The 16,693-nt window shown below is 71.5% G+C and carries 14 protein-coding genes; 7 read left to right on the top strand and 7 right to left on the bottom strand.

What is annotated here, in order from left to right; genetic code table 11:
* Nucleotides 1–89: 89 nt before the first annotated feature.
* The gene (locus AB0O21_RS28765; protein WP_365175725.1) at nucleotides 90–521 is read right to left on the bottom strand and encodes a Rieske (2Fe-2S) protein; all 432 of its coding nucleotides are present in this window, start codon (nucleotides 519–521) and stop codon (nucleotides 90–92) included.
* 80 nt (nucleotides 522–601) lie between these two features.
* On the opposite strand from AB0O21_RS28765, the gene AB0O21_RS28760 reads away from it, so the two are divergent.
* Nucleotides 602–1,486 (top strand): carbohydrate kinase, encoded by an 885-nt coding sequence (locus AB0O21_RS28760; RefSeq protein WP_365175723.1) that lies wholly within the window; start codon nucleotides 602–604, stop codon nucleotides 1,484–1,486.
* Here AB0O21_RS28760 and AB0O21_RS28755 read toward each other — a convergent pair.
* A complete protein-coding gene (locus AB0O21_RS28755) occupies nucleotides 1,476–2,081 on the bottom strand; it encodes a helix-turn-helix domain-containing protein (protein ID WP_365175721.1) in 606 nt (201 codons plus the stop codon). The genes AB0O21_RS28760 and AB0O21_RS28755 overlap by 11 nt on opposite strands.
* Nucleotides 2,082–2,161: 80 nt before the next feature.
* On the opposite strand from AB0O21_RS28755, the gene AB0O21_RS28750 reads away from it, so the two are divergent.
* Nucleotides 2,162–2,812: an NAD(P)H-binding protein gene (locus tag AB0O21_RS28750; protein ID WP_365175719.1), complete on the top strand. Its 651-nt coding sequence runs from the start codon at nucleotides 2,162–2,164 to the stop codon at nucleotides 2,810–2,812.
* Nucleotides 2,813–2,867: 55 nt separating this feature from the next.
* Here the strand turns inward: AB0O21_RS28750 and uvrA are convergent, their stop codons facing one another.
* Nucleotides 2,868–5,810: an excinuclease ABC subunit UvrA gene (uvrA, locus tag AB0O21_RS28745; RefSeq protein ID WP_365175717.1), complete on the bottom strand. Its 2,943-nt coding sequence runs from the start codon at nucleotides 5,808–5,810 to the stop codon at nucleotides 2,868–2,870.
* Nucleotides 5,811–5,997: 187 nt separating this feature from the next.
* Between uvrA and AB0O21_RS28740 the strand changes: the two genes are divergently transcribed.
* From AB0O21_RS28740 to AB0O21_RS28730, 3 genes are all read left to right on the top strand, one after another.
* The gene (locus AB0O21_RS28740; RefSeq protein WP_365175715.1) at nucleotides 5,998–6,687 is read left to right on the top strand and encodes a maleylpyruvate isomerase family mycothiol-dependent enzyme; all 690 of its coding nucleotides are present in this window, start codon (nucleotides 5,998–6,000) and stop codon (nucleotides 6,685–6,687) included.
* A gap of 9 nt (nucleotides 6,688–6,696) precedes the next feature.
* Nucleotides 6,697–7,353 (top strand): MBL fold metallo-hydrolase, encoded by a 657-nt coding sequence (locus tag AB0O21_RS28735; protein WP_365175713.1) that lies wholly within the window; start codon nucleotides 6,697–6,699, stop codon nucleotides 7,351–7,353.
* A gap of 164 nt (nucleotides 7,354–7,517) precedes the next feature.
* The gene (locus tag AB0O21_RS28730; RefSeq protein ID WP_365175730.1) at nucleotides 7,518–8,828 is read left to right on the top strand and encodes an MFS transporter; all 1,311 of its coding nucleotides are present in this window, start codon (nucleotides 7,518–7,520) and stop codon (nucleotides 8,826–8,828) included.
* Between the two features lie 20 nt (nucleotides 8,829–8,848).
* On the opposite strand, the gene AB0O21_RS28725 is transcribed toward AB0O21_RS28730, so the two are convergent.
* The 4 genes from AB0O21_RS28725 to uvrB form a co-directional block, all read right to left on the bottom strand.
* Nucleotides 8,849–9,832 (bottom strand): TerC family protein, encoded by a 984-nt coding sequence (locus tag AB0O21_RS28725; protein ID WP_365175728.1) that lies wholly within the window; start codon nucleotides 9,830–9,832, stop codon nucleotides 8,849–8,851.
* 241 nt (nucleotides 9,833–10,073) lie between these two features.
* Nucleotides 10,074–11,990, bottom strand: coding sequence for a TerD family protein (locus AB0O21_RS28720; RefSeq protein ID WP_365175711.1), 1,917 nt, complete (start codon nucleotides 11,988–11,990; stop codon nucleotides 10,074–10,076).
* Nucleotides 11,991–12,019: 29 nt separating this feature from the next.
* The gene (locus AB0O21_RS28715) at nucleotides 12,020–12,598 is read right to left on the bottom strand and encodes a TerD family protein (protein ID WP_365175709.1); all 579 of its coding nucleotides are present in this window, start codon (nucleotides 12,596–12,598) and stop codon (nucleotides 12,020–12,022) included.
* An 89-nt stretch (nucleotides 12,599–12,687) separates the two neighbouring features.
* Nucleotides 12,688–14,841 carry an excinuclease ABC subunit UvrB gene (gene uvrB, locus AB0O21_RS28710; RefSeq protein WP_365175707.1) on the bottom strand — a complete coding sequence of 718 codons (2,154 nt, stop codon included), beginning with the start codon at nucleotides 14,839–14,841 and terminating at the stop codon, nucleotides 12,688–12,690.
* A gap of 282 nt (nucleotides 14,842–15,123) precedes the next feature.
* Here uvrB and AB0O21_RS28705 point away from each other — a divergent pair, with 282 nt between their 5' ends.
* Nucleotides 15,124–16,053, top strand: a complete 930-nt coding sequence (locus tag AB0O21_RS28705) for a glycerophosphodiester phosphodiesterase family protein (RefSeq protein WP_365175705.1) — start codon at nucleotides 15,124–15,126, stop codon at nucleotides 16,051–16,053.
* 37 nt (nucleotides 16,054–16,090) lie between these two features.
* Nucleotides 16,091–16,654, top strand: a complete 564-nt coding sequence (locus AB0O21_RS28700) for a methylated-DNA--[protein]-cysteine S-methyltransferase (protein ID WP_365175703.1) — start codon at nucleotides 16,091–16,093, stop codon at nucleotides 16,652–16,654.
* Nucleotides 16,655–16,693 lie beyond the last annotated feature (39 nt).

Here is a 16,693-nt window from a genome sequence, read left to right as displayed (position 1 = left end):
TCGATGCTCCGCATCGACTCCCTCCTCCGCCTTGCAATGCACGGCACCAGACGACGCGGCCTGTCCGACCCTGATCCGCCGGACACCCCCTAGCCCGCGATCAGCTTGCCGTTCTCCGTCTTGACCGGGACGGCCGGCAGCGGGTCGGTGGCCGGGCCCTTCAGCACCTTGCCGGTGTTCACATCGAAGCGGCTGCCGTGGCAGGGGCAGTTGCCCTCGCCCTTCTCGATCTTGTCCAGGACGCAGCCGGCGTGCGTGCACTGGGCGCTGAAGGCCTTGTACTGGCCCTCCGCCGGGCAGCTGACGATCAGCTTCTTCTCCCGGTACAGCTTCGCCCCGCCCACCGGGACCTCGGCCGCGGCCCCCAGCTCCACCGGCGCGGCCGGCACCGCGGGGGTGCCGTTGCCGCTGTTGGTCTCGGTGGAGCAGGCCGCGAGCGTCGCTCCGGTGCCGACGGCCCCGGCGAGCGCGGCGGCACCCTTGAGGACGGTACGGCGGGCTGCGGACTGCGACGCGGACATGCGGTTCTCCTGAGGTGTGGGACGGGCCTGGCAGCGGCCCACCCGACGATACCGCCGTCCGATGGGGTAGCTTCCCCCGCGTGATCGTCGTCGGCGGAGAAGCCCTCATCGACCTGGTGCCCACCGAGCATCCGGCGGGCGCGCTGCTGCCCCGGCCGGGCGGGGGCCCGTACAACACCGCGCTCGCCCTCGGCCGCCTCGGCGCCGACGTGGCCTTCTGCTCCCGGGTCTCCACGGACGGCTTCGGCGAGAGCCTGCTGTCCGGGCTGCGGGCGGCCGGGGTGGACCTCTCCCTCGTCCAGCGCGGGCCCGAGCCGACCACCCTCGCCGTGCCCTCCCTCGCCCCGGACGGCTCCGCCTCGTACGGCTTCTACGTCGAGGGCACCGCCGACCGGCTGTTCGCCCTGCCGCCTGCCCTCCCCGAGGGGGCCAGGGCCCTCGCGCTCGGCACCTGCTCCCTGGTGCTGGAACCGGGCGCGAGCGCGTACGAGGCCCTGCTGCGCCGGGAGTCGCGGCGCGGGCTGCTGACCCTGCTGGACCCCAACATCCGGCCGGCGCTGATCCCGGACCCGGCGGCGTACCGGGCCCGGTTCCTGACCCGGCTGCTGCCGCACACGGGCGTCCTCAAGCTGTCGGAGGAGGACGCGGCCTGGCTCGGCGGCGGGGTCGGCGACTGGCTGGCGGCGGGACCCTCGGCGGTGGTGCTGACCCGGGGCGCGGCGGGCCTGACGGTCTGGACCCGCGAGGGCGCGGAGCATTCGGCGTCGGGCCGCCGGATCGCGGTGGCGGACACCATCGGGGCGGGCGACACCGTCAACGCCGCCCTGCTGCACCGGCTCTCGGCGGCGCCGCCGGGCGGGCCGGCGGACTGGCCGGACGTCCTCGCGTACGCCGCGCACGCGGCAGCCCTGACCTGCACCCGGGCCGGGGCGGAGCCCCCGTACGCGGCCGAGCTCAGCGGATAGCGGCCCAGACCGTCCGGGCCACGGCGGGCGCGAACTCCTCGACGGGCCGGACCACTTCGGCGCCGGAGAAGTGCAGGAAGAAGGCCCGCTGGAAGCAGGCCCCGAGCAGCAGGGCGGCGGCGGCCGCCGGATCGGCGTCGGGCCGCAGCCGCCCGGCGTCGAGCTCCCGCCGCAGCCTCCCGGCCAGCGCGTCGAGGACCACGTGCGGCCCGGCGCCGATCTTCTGGACGCCCTCGCGGTGGCGGGTGAGCAGCGCGGGATCGGCGAAGAGCGAGGCGGCCATGGGCATGGCGTCGGCGTAGAAGAGCGAGGCGCTCCGGGCGATCTCGGTGAGGCCCTCCTCGACCCCCTGCTCCCCCGGGTCCGCGTGCAGGGCCGCCATGAGCGGGCCGGCGTTGGGGGTGCGCTCCATCAGCACGCGCACGAAGAGCTCTTCCTTGTTCGCGAAGTGCTTGTAGAGCGCGGCCTCCGAGCAGCCGGCCTCACGGGCGATGGCCTTGGTGGTGGCGCTGGCCAGGCCGCTGGTGCGCATCAGCTTCTCGGCGGCGTCGAGCAGCCGCTGCGGAGTGGGACGGCTTGACTTTGAGGTGAGCATTCACTCACCATAGCCGAAACAAGGGGTGAGTGAGTACTCACCCACCACCTGTTCCACCTTCTTCAGCCATGGGGGCAACCATGAAGATCACGGTGTTCGGTGCCACGGGCGGCGTAGGCCGCGAGGTCGTACGACAGGCGCTCGACGCGGGGCACGAGGTGACGGCGGTGGTCCGCGACCCGGCCCGCCTGCCGGTTCCCGCCCACGAGCGGCTCCACGTGGCCACGGTGGCCGACGTGACCGACGAGGAAGCGCTGCTGCCCGTGGTGAGCGGTCAGGACGCGGTGGTCTCCGCGTTGGGCGCGGCGAGCAACAAGCAGGCCAAGGAGACCCCCATCGCGGGACCGGCCCTGGACGCGATCACCTCGGCCATGGACCGCGCGGGGGTGCGGCGGCTGGCCGCCGTGAGTGCGGCGCCGGTCGGCGTGCTGCCGGACGGCGAGGGGGTGTTCACCCGGGCCGTGGTCTACCCGCTGCTGCGCAGGCTGCTGCGGGACCTGTACGCGGACCTCGCGGACATGGAGGCGGCGATGGGGGCGAGCGGTACGCAGTGGACGGTCATCCGCCCGCCGATGCTCCAGAACAAGCCCCGCACCGGGACCTACCGGCGCGCGATCGACGCCAACGTCCGGGGCGGCCGGGTCATCCCCCGCGCGGACGTCGCGGACGCCCTCCTCACGACCCTGACCGACCCGACCACCGCCGGGCACGCGGTGGGTGTGGCGTCCTGACCTGCGGCGCCGCTCCGGGGGCAGAGCCCCCGGCAGCGGCGCCGCAGTCGAACCGCTACGCCTTGCGGGCCCGCGACACGGCCTTCTTCGCCGGGGCGCCAGCCTTCTTGGCCTTCCTCGGCGCGACCACCGCCGGTGCGGCCCCGTCCGAGACGCGGTCCGCGCCCAGGATGTCCCGCAGGAACTTGCCGGTGTGGCTCGCGCCCACCGACGCGACCTGCTCCGGCGTGCCCTCGGCAACGACGAGGCCGCCCCCGTAGCCGCCCTCGGGACCCATGTCGATGACCCAGTCCGCGGTCTTGATGACGTCCAGGTTGTGCTCGATGACGATCACCGAGTTGCCCTTGTCCACCAGCCCCGACAGCACCTTGATCAGCTTCGAGATGTCCTCGAAGTGCAGACCCGTCGTCGGCTCGTCCAGCACGTACACCGTCCGGCCCGTCGAGCGCTTCTGCAGCTCGGAGGCCAGCTTCACGCGCTGCGCCTCACCACCCGACAGCGTCGGCGCGGACTGCCCGAGCCGGACGTAGCCCAGCCCGACCTCGGTCAGCGTCCGCAGGTGCCGTGCGATCGTCGGCACCGCCTCGAAGAAGTCCAGCGCCTCCTCGATCGGCATGTTCAGGACTTCCGCGATGGACTTGCCCTTGTAGTGGACCTCCAGCGTCTCCCGGTTGTACCGGTCGCCGTGGCAGACCTCGCACGGGACGTAGACGTCCGGCAGGAAGTTCATCTCGATCTTGATCGTGCCGTCGCCGGAGCAGTTCTCGCACCGGCCGCCCTTCACGTTGAAGGAGAAGCGGCCCGGCAGGTAGCCGCGCACCTTCGCCTCCATCGTCTCCGCGAAGAGCTTGCGCACGTGGTCGAAGACGCCGGTGTACGTGGCCGGGTTGGACCGCGGGGTGCGGCCGATCGGCGACTGGTCCACGTGCACGACCTTGTCGACGAGGTCGTCCCCGTCCACCCGCGTGTGGCGGCCCGGCACCGAGCGGGCGCCGTTCAGCTCGCGTGCGAGGTGCGTGTAGAGGATGTCGTTGACCAGCGTCGACTTGCCCGAGCCGGACACGCCGGTCACGGCCGTGAGCACGCCCAGCGGGAAGGAGACGCTGATGTCCCGCAGGTTGTTCTCCTTGGCGCCGTGGACGGTCAGCTTGCGCTCCCCGTTCACCGGCCGGCGGACGTCGGGAATGGCGATGGACCGCTTGCCGGACAGGTACTGCCCGGTCATCGACTCGCCGTTCTTCAGCAGCTCCTTCAGCGAACCGCTGTGCACCACCTTGCCGCCGTGCTCGCCGGCGCCCGGGCCGATGTCCACGACCCAGTCGGCCACCTTGATGGTGTCCTCGTCGTGCTCGACGACGATGAGGGTGTTGCCCATGTCCCGCAGCCGCACCAGCGTCTCGATCAGCCGGTGGTTGTCGCGCTGGTGCAGGCCGATGGAGGGCTCGTCGAGTACGTAGAGCACACCGACCAGGCCGGAGCCGATCTGGGTGGCCAGCCGGATGCGCTGGGCCTCGCCGCCCGAGAGGGTGCCCGCGGCGCGGTTGAGGGAGAGGTAGTCGAGGCCCACGTCCACGAGGAAGCGCAGCCGCTCGTTGACCTCCTTCAGGACCCGCTCGGCGATCTTCTTGTCGCGGGCGTCGAGGCGCAGCCGCCCCAGGAAGTCCGCGCACTCGCTGATCGACATCGCGGCGACCTCGGCGATGGACTTCTCCATCACGGTCACGGCGAGCACGATCGGCTTGAGGCGGGTGCCCTCACAGGTCGGGCAGGGCACCTCGCGCATGTAGCCCTCGAAGCGCTCGCGGCTGGCGTCGCTCTCGGACTCCGCGTGCCGCCGCTTGACGAACGGCACGGCGCCCTCGAAGGCCGTCGTGTAGGCGCGCTCGCGCCCGTACCGGTTGCGGTAGCGGACCTCGATCTGCGTCTTGTGGCCGTAGAGCAGGGCCTTCTTGGCCCGGGCCGGCAGCCCGGCCCACGCGATGTCCGTGCGGAAGCCGAGCTCCTCGGCGAGCGCGCCGACCAGCCGCTGGAAGTAGTCCTTGGTGTGGCCGAGGGACCACGGCGAGACCGCGCCCTCGTCCAGGGACTTGTCCTCGTCCGGAACGATCAGCTCCGGGTCCACCTCCATGCGCGTGCCGATGCCGGTGCACTCGGGGCAGGCGCCGAAGGGAGAGTTGAAGGAGAAGGAGCGCGGCTCCAGCTCCTCGAAGGACAGGTCGTCGTACGGGCAGTAGAGGTGCTCGGAGTACATCCGCTCACGCTCGGGGTCGTCCTCGGCGAGGTCGACGAAGTCCAGGATGACCATGCCGCCGGAGAGGCCGAGGGCCGTCTCCACCGAGTCGGTGAGCCGGCGCTTGGCGCTGTCCTTGACCGTGAGGCGGTCGATGACCACCTCGATCGTGTGCTTCTCCTGCTTCTTCAGCGTGGGCGGCTCGGAGAGCTGGATGGTCTCCCCGTCCACCCGCGCCCGGCTGTAGCCCTTGGTCTGCAGGTCGGAGAAGAGGTCGACGAACTCGCCCTTGCGCTCGCGCACCAGCGGCGAGAGCACCTGGAAGCGGCTGCCCTCGGGGAGCGCGAGCACCTTGTCGACGATGGCCTGCGGCGACTGGCGGGAGATCGGGCGCCGGCACTCGGGGCAGTGCGGCTTGCCGATGCGGGCGAAGAGCAGGCGGAGGTAGTCGTAGACCTCGGTGATGGTGCCCACGGTCGAGCGCGGGTTGCGCGAGGTCGACTTCTGGTCGATCGAGACGGCCGGGGAGAGGCCCTCGATGAAGTCGACGTCGGGCTTGTCCATCTGCCCGAGGAACTGGCGGGCGTACGACGAGAGCGACTCGACGTAGCGGCGCTGGCCCTCGGCGAAGATCGTGTCGAAGGCCAGGGAGGACTTGCCCGACCCCGAGAGTCCGGTGAAGACGATGAGAGAGTCGCGGGGCAGGTCGAGCGAGACGTTCTTGAGGTTGTGCTCGCGAGCGCCACGAACGATGAGACGGTCGGTCACGCCGGTCCGCACCTTTCTTGAGAGAGCGGGGGCACAGGTCCCCGTCCCAGGGTATGGGGGGCGCCTCTGCGGTGGAGATGCTGTCTTGGACTTCGAGCGTATAGCACGCACATTCGATTTACGGCACTCCGTCGGCCCCTTCACCCGATCGTGTGGCCCGAGGCCCGAAACCACTAGGCTCGGCGTCATGACTGATCATGTGCACGACCTGCGATCTGTACGTGAATCCACCGACCGACTGCTGACCGCGGTCGCGAAGCTGGACAACGCCGCCCTCGCCGGGGAGTCACACCTCCCCGGCTGGACCCGCGGACACATCCTGGCCCACCTCGCGCGCAACGCCGACGCCCTCGTCAACGTCTTCGAGGGGCGCCCCATGTACGCGAGCGCGGCCGCGCGCGACGCCGACATCGAGCGCGACGCCGGCCGGCCTCTGGAGGAACAACTCGCGGACCTCCGTGATTCCGGGGCCCGCTTCCTCGCCACCACCGAGCCCGACCAGGACTGGTCCCGCACGGTCGAGCTGCGCAATGGCATCACGGACCTGGCCTCGAACGTTCCCTTCCGCCGCTGGGTCGAGGTCGAGCTGCACCACGTCGACCTGAACATCGGCTACGAGCTCCACGACCTCCCGGACGAGTTCACCGAGCGCGAGATCGTCTTCCTCGCCGACCGCTGGTCCGGCCGTCCGGAGGTCCCCCCGGTGGCCCTGGTCGCCACCGACGGCCGCACCTGGCGCACCGGCGGCGCCGGGGAGCCGGCCGTGACCGTGTCCGGCACCGCCGCCGGGCTCCTGGCCTGGCTCGCGGGCCGCGGCGACAAGGGCGCGTCCCTGAGCACCACGGGAGGCCCCCTCCCCGAGCTCCCCCCGCTCTAGGATCAGGGCATGACGTACACCGGAGAAGTCAAGGTCGGCGGTCCGGCCGACGTGCACGAGCTCGCGGACCTGATGATTTCCAAGGTCGCGGTGGGCTCGATGAACAACAACGCCTACCTGCTGCGCTGCCGGGCCACCGACGAGCAGCTGCTCATCGACGCGGCCGCCGAGCCGGGCACGCTGCTGAGCCTGATCGGGGACGACGGCATCACCTCCGTCGTCACCACCCACCGCCACGGCGACCACTGGGGCGCGCTCGCCGAGGTCGTCGCGGCGACCGGCGCGCGGACCTACGCGGGTGCCCTCGACGCCGAGGGCATTCCCGTCGCCACCGACGTGGCCGTGGCGGACGGGGACACGATCCGGGTCGGACGGGTCGAGCTGACCGCGCGCCACCTGGTCGGCCACACCCCCGGCTCGATCGCCCTGATCTACGACGACCCGCACGGGCACGCGCACGTGTTCACCGGCGACTGCCTCTTCCCCGGCGGGGTCGGCAACACCTGGGGCGACCCGAAGGCCTTCGCCAGCCTGATCGACGACGTCGAGCACAAGCTCTTCGACCAGCTGTCGGACGAGACCTGGGTCTACCCGGGACACGGCAACGACACCATGCTCGGTGCCGAGCGGCCGCACCTCGCCGAATGGCGCGAGCGCGGCTGGTAGCCGGGCCGACACCCCCGCATCGCGTCAACTTCGGTACGCGGTGCACTCCTTCCGGTCGTTGATGGCCGAACGCACGTCCTGGGCGACGGGGAAGGGGTATTTGCTGCACCATGCAACAAGACCCCTCCCCCGACCCGGCCGCCCCCGCGGCCGGCGGACCCGGCATGCTGCGGCTCGCCTCGGCCTCCCTTGCCGGGACCGCGATCGAGTTCTACGACTTCTTCGTGTACGGCACGGCCGCAGCCCTCGTGCTCGGCCCGCTCTTCTTCCCCTCCTTCTCCCCCCTCGCCGGCACGCTCGCCGCCTTCGGCACCTTCGGCGTCGGCTTCCTCGCCCGTCCGCTCGGCTCCGTGGTCTTCGGCCACATCGGCGACCGCTACGGCCGGCGCCCGGTGCTGCTCGCCTCCCTGCTGCTCACCGGCCTCGCGACGGTGGCGGTGGGCTGCGTGCCGACGTACGCCTCCATCGGCATGACGGCGCCCGTACTGCTGCTCCTGCTGCGGTTCCTCCAGGGACTCGGACTCGGCGGCGAGTGGGGCGGCGCGGTGCTGCTGACCGCCGAGCACGCCCCCGAGGGGCGCCGCGGGCTGTGGTCGAGCTTCCCGCAGATCGGCCCGCCGGTGGGGTTCCTGCTGGCCAACGGCATGATCCTGGCGCTGTCGGCGTCGCTCAGCGAGGCGCAGTTCACCTCGTGGGGCTGGCGGGTGCCCTTCTGGGCGGCCGGCCTGCTGGCGCTGGCCGGGCTGTGGCTGCGCCGCTCGGTGGAGGAGACCCCGCAGTTCCGGGCGCTCGCCGAGACCGGCCGCCGGGCCGATGCCCCGCTCGCGGAGGTCGTACGGGGCCACTGGCGGCTGCTCCTGCTGACCGGCGGGGCGCTCGCCGCGGCGTACGCCGTCTTCTACGCGGTCACCACCTGGTCCCTGGCGTACGCGACCGCGCACCTCGGCGTGGGCCGCACGGTGACGCTGGCCTGCATCATGGCGGCGGTCGCGCTCATGGGCCTGATGACCCCGCTGATGGCGGTGGTCGGCGACCGCTACGGGCGGCGGCCGCTGTGCCTGGCCGGCTGCGCGGCCTGCGCGCTGTGGATGTTCCCCCTGGTCGCGCTGTTGCGCACGGCCGATCCGCTGCTGATGACGCTGGGCTTCACCGGGGCGCTGCTGGGCATGGTGACGATGTTCGCGGTGGTCGGCGCGTACCTGCCGGAGCTGTACCACCCCCGGATCCGCTGCACGGGCGCCGCCGTGGGCTACAACCTGGGCGGTGTGCTGGGCGGGGCGCTGACCCCGATCGCGGCGACGGCGCTGGCGGCGGGATCCGGGCCGCCGTGGGGCGTCGCCGTGTACCTGAGCGGGATCGCCGTGGTCAGCCTGGGCTGCTTCGCGCTGCTGCCGGAAACCAATCCGGTGGTCGTGCGCAGGCGGGCGGCCGCGGGCACGGAAACGGGGGCGGCCGAAGCGGCCGCCCCCGCGTAGCACCCCTGACCCCTCAGGGATCAGGCGTCGACGCTCTCCGGGCGGGCTGCGGCTTCGGCCGCCGCCTGCTTCTTGGAGGCGATCAGGCTGGTGATCGTGGTGATGACCAGGACACCGCAGATGACGCCCAGGGAGACCGGGATCGAGATCTCCGGGACGTGCACCCCGGACTCGTGCAGGGCGTGCAGCACGAGCTTGATGCCGATGAAGCCGAGGATGATCGACAGGCCGTAGCTGAGGTGGACCAGCTTCTCCAGCAGGCCGCCGATGAGGAAGTACAGCTGGCGCAGACCCATCAGCGCGAAGGCGTTGGCGGTGAAGACGATGTACGGGTCCTGGGTGAGGCCGAAGATCGCGGGGATCGAGTCCAGGGCGAACAGGACGTCGGTGGTGCCGATGGCGAGCATGACGACCATCAGCGGGGTCAGCACGCGCTTGCCGTTGTTCACGATGAAGAGCTTGGTGCCGTGGTACTGGTCGGCGACGCCGAACTTCTTCTCGACGGACTTGAGGAGACGGTTCTCCTCGAACTCGTCCTCGTCCTCGTCCTTGCGGGCTTCCTGGATGAGCTTCCACGCGGTGTAGATCAGGAACGCGCCGAAGATGTAGAAGACCCACGAGAAGCTGGCGATGATCGCGGCGCCCGCGGCGATGAAGATCGCGCGCAGCACCAGGGCGATCAGCACGCCGACGAGCAGCACGCGCTGCTGGAGGTGGGAGGGCACCGCGAACTTCGCCATGATCAGGACGAAGACGAAGAGGTTGTCGACGCTGAGGGACTTCTCGGTGATGAAGCCGGCGAAGAACTCCTGGGAAGCCTGGGGGTTGCCGAAGAACCACAGGCCGAGGCCGAAGAGTCCGGCGAGGACGATCCAGACGACCGTCCAGATGCCCGCTTCCTTGATCGATACGTCGTGCGGTTTGCGGCCGATGAAGAAATCGGCGCCGATGAGCAGGCAGAGACCAAGAATGGTCACGGCCCACAGGGTCCAGGAAACGTCCACGGTTGTCATGCCTCCGGCAGATGGCTCAGCACTTCGTCAGCGTCATCGCTGCCGGAGGTCTCTTCCACCCGGTCGACCTGGAGGCCGCGGGCCGGCGCCCCGGGACCGACTGCGCTCTGTAACCGCAGGAGCAGGTCCGTATTGACGGGTACGCCGTAGCAGGAAAGCAGGAATACTCCCCTCCGCGCTCCACACCATACCCGTCAGGGGCAGAAAAGGTAAAGGGAATCCCAAGGGATGGTCACGGGCGGGTTCTGCGGCGGGCTGCCGCCACCCGCTCCAGCACCTCTTCGATGACCAGGCTGCCCTGCGGCGGCAGGTTCGGCTCGAAGGTCCACTGGTGGTGCACCCACGGGTCGGCGAGGTGGTCGTCCGGCACGGGCGACAGCCTCATCAGCGAGCGCCACAGCGGGTCGAGCAGCGGCCCGTAGGCCGAGGCCTCGTCACGGTCTGCGACCATCAGCAGGTGCACGCCGACCGCGGAACCCTCGTCGGCCAGATAGCGCAAACGGGTGACGGCCCGGTCGTCGAAGCCGTGCGGGAAGTCGTGCACGATCAGCAGCTGCTCCGCCGTGTCCACGTCCGGCGGCAGGTCCTCGGGGGCGCCTGCCCGCAGCGCCATCTGTACGAGGTCCACGCGCCGGGTCAGCTTCTCCAGCGTCGCGGTGACCCCCGCGGCCCCGGCGGCGGGCGGCCCGGCCAGCACCCCGGCGCGCACGAGCGGCGCCAGGGAGGCGGCTCCGGCCCCGGCCGCGTCGATGACGTGGACGGAGAACCGGTCGGCCGGGTGGGAAGCGAGCAGCCGTGCCGCGTAGGCGACGGCCATGTCCATGGCGGCCCGGCGCAGCCGGTCGGTGTCCATGGCCATCGCGGCCTCGGAGCCGGTGCGGCCGTTGTCGATCCACAGCCCGCGCTCCAGCGGCACGCGGACCAGCATGGGGATGCGCAGGTCGGGCCGCTCGGGCAGGTGCAGGTCCCCCAGGCGCAGCGCGAGGGGATTCTCCTCGGGCGTGTGGTGTCCGTGCCACACGGGGTTGTCCCACCGTGCGTACGAGGCCGGCAGGGCGGGCTCGACCACCTCGGACTCGGCGACCAGCTGCGCGAGGTCCCGGTCGAGGACGGCCTGGGCCTGGGCGACGAGCTCGTCGCGCCGGGCCCGGGCGGTGTCGCGGGCGGCGTTGCCGGAGCCGCCGATCCGGTGCCGGGGGTCGGACAGCACCTCGTCGAGCTCGCGGTCCATGCGGGAGTCGGCGAACTCCACGGCGCCGCGGTAGGCGGCGACGGCACGGGCCAGGTCCTCGAACATGCCCCAGACCTGGTTGTAGAGGCGCTCCTCCATGGACCAGCCGCTCGCGTCGCCCGCGACGGGGCGCGGGAACTCGCCCGGCTGCTGCGGCGGGGCCGGGCGCGGGGCGGGCTCGGGCGGCTCGGTGCTGGTGCGGCGGCGCGGGTGGGCGTAGTTGACGGTGGTGTCGCCGGGGGTGCTCTCCGCCTGGGGCGCCGGGGTGGGCGTCGGCGCGGGCGTCGGGGCCGGGCCCGGGGTGCCCGGGTACGGAACCCCGGACACCGGGACGGGGTCGGGTGCGACGGGGACCGGGTCGGAGGCCACCGGGGCGGCGACGCTCGCGTGGACGCGCGCGGCCAGCTCGGCCGCGGCGGGGGCGGCGAGCCCCTGGTCGGCGAACAGGGCCGCGAGGCCGTCGGCGTACCCCTGGCCGACGGCGCGGACCTTCCAGGCGCCCTGGCGCCGGTAGAGCTCCAGGGCCACCACGGCGGTCTCGGCGTCGAGGCCGGTCAGGGTGTACTCGGCCAGCTCGGTGCCGTCCATGCCCGCGACGGAGACGTGCGAGGCGGCGACGGAGCCGAAGCGGGCCGGGCCGCCCGGCGGGAGGGAGATCAGGACGCCGACCCGGTGGACCTCGGCGGCCACCGCGTCGAGGTCGACGGCGAACCGGTGCCGGGCGGCGGACCCGTCGGGCGCCTCCACCCCCGCGAGGGCGCGCGCACCGGGGTGCGCGATCCCGTCCGGACCGATCACGGTGCCCCGCTCGTCCGCGAGCGAGGCCAGCGCGAGCACCGGAGTGCCGGCCGAGACCGTGATCCGTACCTGGTGTTCGGACAGGGCATGGTTCTGCCCGCGGACCAGTTCGGCCGTCATCGTCCCGTCTCCCCCCGTTCCTTCTTCGCTTACAGGTGCGGCAGGATCGCCGGCATGAGGTCCTGGAACGTCCGGCCGTTGGCCGGGGTGCCCAGGGCCGTCATCTGCCAGCCGCCGCCCACGCGCGACACCTTCGCCATGATCTGCGCGGTGTACTGACCGCCGCCGGCGAGGGTGTAGCGAGCCAGCTCCTGGCCGTTGGTCTCGTCGACGATGCGGCAGAACGCGTTCTCGACCTCCTGGAAGGTCTGGCCGGTGAAGGAGTTCACCGTGAAGACGATCTGGTCGATGTGGACCGGAACCCGCTGGAGGTCGACGAGGATCGACTCGTCGTCGCCACCCTGGCCGGCGCCGCCGACGAGGTTGTCACCGGTGTGCTTGACCGAACCGTCGTCGCTCTGCAGGTGCCGGAAGAAGACGACGTCCACCGGCTGCTTGTCGGCGAAGAGCACCGCCGAGGCATCCAGGTCGATCTCCCGGGTCCGCGAGCCGAACAGCCCGCGGCGCTTCGCCGCCTGCCAGCCGAGGCCCATCCGGACCGCGGTCAGCGTCCCCCCGTCCGCCTTCTGCAGACTGATGGCCTGGCCCTTGGTCATGTTGACCGTCACGCGTGTCCCCTCTCCCATAGCCCGCCCCGTTGAACGGGCGCGCAGCATGTACCTGCGGCTGTGACCCAACCCTACTGACAGGCTCCGGGTCAGGCGAGGCCCGCTTCCTTCATCTGCCGCAGCTCCTTCTTCAACTCGCCCACCTCGTCCCGGATCCGGGCCGCGACCTCGAACTGCAACTCGGCCGCCGCACCGCGCATACGCTCGGTCATCTGCTCGATGAGCGCGGCCAGTTCGGCGGCGGGCCGGTCGGTGAGCACCTCGGCGGCCTTGCCCCCCTTGGCCCCCTTCGCGCCCTTGCCGGCCTTCGCCTGTCCGGGCTTGCCGCCCAACGCCGGCACGGGCGCCTTGAGCGCCTTGCCGTCCTTCGTCTGCCGGTAGCCGGTACCGAGAAGCTCCTCGGTGTCGAGCTCCTCGCGGGCGATCGTGGCGACGATGTCGTTGATCTTCTTGCGCAGCGGCTGCGGGTCGATCCCGTTGGCGGTGTTGTAGGCGACCTGCTTCTCCCGGCGCCGGTTGGTCTCGTCGATGGCCTGCGCCATCGCCGGGGTGATGCTGTCCGCGTACATGTGGACCTGGCCGGAGACGTTGCGCGCGGCACGGCCGATGGTCTGGATGAGCGAGGTGCCGGAGCGCAGGAAGCCCTGCTTGTCGGCGTCCAGGATCGCCACGAGGGAGACCTCGGGCAGGTCGAGGCCCTCGCGCAGCAGGTTGATGCCGACGAGGACGTCGAACTCGCCGGACCGCAGCTCGCGCAGCAGCTCGATGCGGCGCAGCGTGTCCACGTCGCTGTGCAGGTAGCGGACCTGGATGCCGAGCTCGAGGAAGTAGTCGGTGAGGTCCTCGGCCATCTTCTTGGTGAGGGTGGTGACCAGGACCCGCTCGTCCTTCTCCACCCGCTGCCGGATCTCGTGCACCAGGTCGTCGATCTGGCCCTCGGTGGGCTTGACGACGACCTCGGGGTCGATGAGGCCGGTGGGGCGGATGATCTGCTCGACGAAGCCGTCGCCGCGCGAGAGCTCGTACTTGCCGGGGGTGGCCGACAGGTAGACCGTCTGGCCGATCCGCTCCAGGAACTCCTCCCACTTCAGCGGCCGGTTGTCCAGCGCGGACGGCAGCCGGAAGCCGTGGTCGACCAGGGTCCGCTTGCGCGAGGCGTCGCCCTCGTACATGGCGCCGATCTGCGGCACGGTGACGTGCGACTCGTCGATGACGAGGAGGAAGTCCTCGGGGAAGTAGTCGATGAGGGTGTTGGGCGCGGAGCCGCGCTCGCGGTCGTCCATGTGCAGCGAGTAGTTCTCGATGCCCGAGCAGGACCCGATCTGGCGCATCATCTCCAGGTCGTAAGTGGTGCGCATGCGCAGCCGCTGGGCCTCCAGCATCTTGCCCTGCTTCTCCAGCTCGGCGAGGCGCTCGGCCAGCTCGGCCTCGATGCCCGCGATCGCCTTCTCCATGCGCTCGGGTCCGGCGACGTAGTGGCTGGCGGGGAAGACGTAGAGCTCGCGGTCCTCGCTGATGACCTCGCCGGTGAGCGGGTGGAGGGTGGAGAGGGCCTCGATCTCGTCGCCGAACATCTCGATGCGGACGGCCAGTTCCTCGTAGACCGGGAAGATCTCGATGGTGTCGCCCCGCACCCGGAAGGTGCCGCGGGTGAAGGCGACGTCGTTGCGCGTGTACTGGATGTCGACGAAGCGGCGCAGCAGCTGGTCCCGGTCGATCTCCTCGCCGACCTTGAGGGAGACCATCCGGTCGACGTACTCCTGTGGGGTACCGAGACCGTAGATGCAGGACACGGAGGCGACGACGATCACGTCGCGCCGGGTGAGCAGCGAGTTGGTCGCGGAGTGGCGCAGCCGCTCCACCTCCTCGTTGATCGAGGAGTCCTTCTCGATGTAGGTGTCGGACTGCGGTACGTACGCCTCGGGCTGGTAGTAGTCGTAGTACGAGACGAAGTACTCGACCGCGTTGTTCGGCAGGAGCTCGCGGAACTCGTTCGCCAGCTGGGCGGCGAGCGTCTTGTTCGGCGCCATCACCAGGGTGGGGCGCTGGAGCTTCTCGATCATCCAGGCGGTGGTCGCCGACTTTCCGGTGCCGGTCGCGCCCAGCAGGACGACATCCTTCTCACCTGCACGGATGCGCTTCTCCAGCTCGGCGATGGCCGCCGGCTGGTCGCCGCTGGGCTGGTAGGGGCTGACGACCTCGAAAGGCGCCACCGTGCGTTCGATCTTCGATACGGGCCGCATGAGTCAACCGTACGGCCCGCCACCGACACTCACGCGCCCGCACGGGGACGCGCCGCGCGCGGTCGGCCGGCGGCCCGGGCGGGCTCACCCGTTCTGGTCCGTTTGTCGTAGTTCGGTGGCGGCTCGGTGATCTTCAACCCCATGATCGCGGTGACGGCCCGCCGTGAAGTGCCGTGAACCGACGTGAACCGACGTGAACCGACGTGAAGTGCATCGCCACAACGTCTGCCGCTCCGCACCCGTTTGACGCAGGAACAGGGCTCACGACCCGAGGAGAACGACATGTACGTCCGACCCGCCGCCGCGACCGCCGCCGCATTCCTGGGCTTCACCCTCACCCTGCTGGGCGGTACGGCCTCGGCCGCCGCCCGCCCGGACACAGCCACCGGTGCCGGACCCGGCCCCGGCTCCGCCGCCGGCCGGGCGGCGGTGGGGGGACCCGTCGTGTACGCCCACCGGGGGGCTTCGGCATACGCCCCGGAGAACACCCTCGACGCGATCGACCTCGCGATGCGGCTGGGCTTCGACTGGGTCGAGAACGACGTGCAGCGCACGAAGGACGGCGAGCTGGTGGTGGTCCACGACGACACCCTCGCCCGGACCACCGACGTCGAACAGGTCTTCCCTGACCGGGGGCCCTGGAAGGTCGGGGACTTCACGGCGGCCGAGATCGCCCGGCTGGACGCGGGCAGCTGGTTCGGCGAGGAGTACGCGGGCGCCTTCGTGCCGACCCTGCGGGAGTACCTCGACCGGGTGCAGCGCAACCGGCAGCGGCTGCTGCTGGAGATCAAGAAGCCGGAGCTCTACCCGGGGATCGAGGAGCAGACCCTGAAGGTGCTCGGCGAGGCCGGCTGGCTCGACGAGCGGCACGTGGCGCAGCGGCTGGTGGTGCAGAGCTTCAGCGCCGACTCCGTACGCGTGGTGCACGGGCTGCGCCCGGACCTGGTGACGGCCTTCCTGGGCACCCCCACGGTGGCCGACCTGCCGCGCTACGCCGAGTTCACCGACCGGATCAACCCGTGGCACACCACGATCTCGGCCGACTGGGTCGCGGCGGTGCACGGCCTGCGGGGCGCCCACGGCAAGGCCATGGAGGTGGACACCTGGATCGTGGACGACGCGGCGACCGCCCGGAAGGTGAAGGCCATGGGGGTGGACGGGATCATCACCAACGCCCCCGACGTCATCCGGGAGGCGGTCGGCGACTTCTGAGCACGGCGCTGTCGGTGGCGGCCCGTACGGTGGAGGCGTGGACAGCACCGAGCGGCCGCGCGGGCCGCACCTCGAATGGACCGTCGTCGCCTCCGACATCGGGCCGCTCCTCCTGGCCGCGACCCCGGAGGGCCTGGTCCGGGTCGAGTTCCACGCCGGGCCCGGCCGGGTCGAGGCGATGATCGGCTCGCTCGTCTCCCGGCTCGGCGCGGACGCGTGGCGGCCCGCGCCGGGCGAGGAGGTGCTGCTCGCCGAGCCGGTACGCCAGCTCGCCGCGTACTTCGCCGGTTCGCTGAAGCGCTTCGAACTGCCGCTGGACTGGCGCCTGAGCTCCGGCTTCAACCGGCAGGTGCTCCAGGAGCTGGACCGCTCCGTCCCGTACGGGGCGGTCGTCGGCTACGGGGAACTGGCCGCCCGCGCGGGCCAGCCGGGGGCCGCGCAGGCCGTGGGCAACGCCATGGGGTCGAATCCGCTGCCGGTGGTCGTGCCGTGCCACCGGGTCGTGGAGAACGACGGGGGCATCGGCGGCTTCGGCGGCGGCGTGGAGACGAAGCGGCGGCTCCTCGCCCTGGAGGGGGTCCTGCCGGAGCCCCTGTTCTGACGGCTCCACCGGTCGCGGCCGGGCCGGGCCCCTGCCGGG

The organism is Streptomyces sp. NPDC091371, assembly GCF_040684275.1.
In the GTDB taxonomy this organism is placed as follows: domain Bacteria; phylum Actinomycetota; class Actinomycetes; order Streptomycetales; family Streptomycetaceae; genus Streptomyces.
Note: the sequence above shows the minus strand (reverse complement) of the source record. Positions and strands in the feature narration are given on the sequence as shown.

Bases quoted from the DNA above. Each gene is read 5' to 3' on its own strand.
- AB0O21_RS28765 (WP_365175725.1), bottom strand. From the start codon at position 521: ATGTCCGCGTCGCAGTCCGCAGCCCGCCGTACCGTCCTCAAGGGTGCC.
- AB0O21_RS28755 (WP_365175721.1), bottom strand. From the start codon at position 2,081: ATGCTCACCTCAAAGTCAAGCCGTCCCACTCCGCAGCGGCTGCTCGAC.
- AB0O21_RS28750 (WP_365175719.1), top strand. From the start codon at position 2,162: ATGAAGATCACGGTGTTCGGTGCCACGGGCGGCGTAGGCCGCGAGGTC.
- AB0O21_RS28740 (WP_365175715.1), top strand. From the start codon at position 5,998: ATGACTGATCATGTGCACGACCTGCGATCTGTACGTGAATCCACCGAC.
- AB0O21_RS28735 (WP_365175713.1), top strand. From the start codon at position 6,697: ATGACGTACACCGGAGAAGTCAAGGTCGGCGGTCCGGCCGACGTGCAC.
- AB0O21_RS28730 (WP_365175730.1), top strand. From the start codon at position 7,518: ATGCTGCGGCTCGCCTCGGCCTCCCTTGCCGGGACCGCGATCGAGTTC.
- AB0O21_RS28720 (WP_365175711.1), bottom strand. From the start codon at position 11,990: ATGACGGCCGAACTGGTCCGCGGGCAGAACCATGCCCTGTCCGAACAC.
- uvrB (WP_365175707.1), bottom strand. From the start codon at position 14,841: ATGCGGCCCGTATCGAAGATCGAACGCACGGTGGCGCCTTTCGAGGTC.
- AB0O21_RS28705 (WP_365175705.1), top strand. From the start codon at position 15,124: ATGTACGTCCGACCCGCCGCCGCGACCGCCGCCGCATTCCTGGGCTTC.